Raw genomic sequence first — 2,074 nt, forward strand, 5'->3', positions numbered from 1 at the left:
CGCCGGGGTGGCCGCGCGACGCACCGGCCTCACGCGGGCCGACCGGCCCGTGAGCGTCGTGCTGGCCGGCTCGGTGCTGATGGCCGAGGACTCCCCGGTCGCCGAGGCGCTCCTCACGGAGCTGCCCACCCACGTCCCCGGCGCGGTACCGCGCCGCGGCTCACTGCCACCAGTGGCGGGCGCCCTGCTGGACGCCCTCGCCGAGGGCGGGGTGGCGTTGGCGGACCCGGCGGTGGCCGGGGCCGTGGTGGAGAACGTGACGGGCGGTCTGCCACCCCGTGAGTTCCTGGCCACCTGACCCTCGGCCGCCCAGGCCCTGCCGGCCGAGGCGGCGTCAGGCGCGGATCGGGCGGAACAGGTCGGCCTGGAAGCGGTAGGCGTCGCTGCGGTAGACCATCCGGCCGGCCAGGATCAGGGAGCCGTCGTCGGCGTAGGTCAGCTCCTCGCCGATCAGCACCGGCGCGCCCGGCTCGATGTCCAGCAGCTCCGCGGTGGCCGGGTCGGCGGCCGCCGCGCGGACGGTGTAGGAGCTGCGGGCGATCCGCAGCCCGCAGTCCTGCTCCAGGGTCTCGTACAGCGAGCGGTCGGTGAGGTCGATCTCGGCCAGCCGGGGGGCGAGAGCCAGCACCACCACGCTGGAGTCCACGCACACCGGCATGCCGTCCAGGCGGCGCAGCCGGCGCAGGTCGAGGACGCGCGAGGCCGGGGCGATGGCCAGCTGCTCGGCCTCTTCGAAGGCGGCCGGGCGGGCGCGGCGGTGCAGCACCTCGGACTGCGGGCGCAGCCCGCGGGCGCGCGCCATCTCGGAGAAGCTCTGCAGGGTGCTCGGCGGTTCGCCGACGACATCGCGGCGGACGAACCAGCCGCGCTGCGACGAGCGTTCCAGCTTGTTCTCCTCGGCGAGCTTGCCCAGGGCCAGGCGCAGGGTGGAGCGGCTGACCCCGAGGGTCGTGGCGAGATCGCGCTCCCCGGGCAACCGGCTTCCGGCCGGATAGACCCCGCGGCGCAGCGCGTCACTGAGTTGGCGGTAGGTCTGTGAGACGGCGGCCCCCGCCCTGGTGTCCTCCACGCTCGTCATGCCGCCTAGGGTACCAACACTGGTCTGCTGGATGAAGCAAGCAAACCAAACTCCCATATTTGGACTAAGTGGTCTGCTCGGCTTTAGGCTCGCCCGCACCGGGCTCCCGGCCATCCCCCATCGAGGACAGGAGACATCGCGGTCCTCACCTTCGTCCTGCTGAACTGCATGTGGACCTGGAACGACTACTTCCTGTCCCTGATCCTGGTCTCCGGCCCGGCTCACCAGCCGATACCCCTGGGCCTGAGCGCCTTCTCCGGCCGCTACCTGGTGCACATCAACCTGCTCGCGGCGGCCGCGGTGCTGATCTCCGTCCCGGTCGTGGGGCTGTACGCGTTCTGCCAGCGGAAGTTCATCCGCGGCATGCTCTCCGGCGCGGTCAAGGGCTGACACCCCGCCCGTCGACGCCCCCTCGATCGCGCTGCCCTCCCCCACCGCGCTCGCCGCCACCGGGGACCCGGCCCTGGCCCACCGGGCCGGGGTGACGAGGGCGTGTTCCTCGGCTACCGCGCCTGGGAGAAGGCCGGCCGCACCCCGCCCTACGCCTTCGGACACGGCCTCGGCTACAACGACTGGACGTACGAGTCGGTCACCCCGGACGGCACCACGGCCACCGTCCGCCTCCGCAACTCCGGCGAGCGCGCGGGCCGCGAGGTGGTGCAGGTCTACCTGTCGCCCGGCGAGCCGGACACCGAGCGCCCCGCCCGCCTGCTGGCCGCCTTCGCCGGGGTCGAGGCCGGTCCCGGCGAGAGCACCGAGGTCACGGTCGGACTCCCGCGCCGCGCCTTCGAGATCTGGGACGAGAAGACGGGCGCGTGGTCGTTCGCGCACGGCTCCTATGCGGTCGAGGCGGGCCGCTCGATCGCGGACGGACGCCCCCTGCGGATGGCCGCCCCCTCCGGTGATCGCCCATGGGCAACTCCCACATGGTCCGGCGGAAACCGGTGTGCGGTCTCCCTATTGCCTCGTTCGATCAGCCCCCATCAGTATCTTGCG

The 2,074-nt window shown here is 73.1% G+C and carries 2 protein-coding genes and 2 pseudogenes; 3 read left to right on the forward strand and 1 reads right to left on the reverse strand.

Annotated features, from left to right (window positions below; translation table 11 throughout):
- A pseudogene (locus ABFY07_RS42595) lies at positions 1–298 on the forward strand (hypothetical protein); the annotation flags it as partial.
- Between the two features lie 36 nt (positions 299–334).
- On the opposite strand, the gene ABFY07_RS42600 reads toward ABFY07_RS42595, so the two are convergent.
- Positions 335–1,078: a GntR family transcriptional regulator gene (locus tag ABFY07_RS42600; protein ID WP_346179602.1), complete on the reverse strand. Its 744-nt coding sequence runs from the start codon at positions 1,076–1,078 to the stop codon at positions 335–337.
- 168 nt (positions 1,079–1,246) lie between these two features.
- Between ABFY07_RS42600 and ABFY07_RS42605 the strand changes: the two genes are divergently transcribed.
- Positions 1,247–1,468, forward strand: a complete 222-nt coding sequence (locus tag ABFY07_RS42605) for an ABC transporter permease family protein (RefSeq protein WP_346179603.1) — start codon at positions 1,247–1,249, stop codon at positions 1,466–1,468.
- Positions 1,469–1,561: 93 nt separating this feature from the next.
- Positions 1,562–1,954, forward strand: a pseudogene (locus ABFY07_RS42610) (fibronectin type III-like domain-contianing protein); the annotation flags it as partial.
- Between the last annotated feature and the right edge of the window lie 120 nt (positions 1,955–2,074).

Source organism: Streptomyces sparsogenes subsp. cuspidosporus, assembly GCF_039532705.1.
Classification (GTDB): Bacteria; Actinomycetota; Actinomycetes; order Streptomycetales; family Streptomycetaceae; genus Streptomyces; species Streptomyces sparsogenes.

Coding starts and splice junctions, on each gene's coding strand:
- ABFY07_RS42600 (WP_346179602.1), bottom strand. CDS start 1,078: ATGACGAGCGTGGAGGACACCAGGGCGGGGGCCGCCGTCTCACAGACC.
- ABFY07_RS42605 (WP_346179603.1), top strand. CDS start 1,247: ATGTGGACCTGGAACGACTACTTCCTGTCCCTGATCCTGGTCTCCGGC.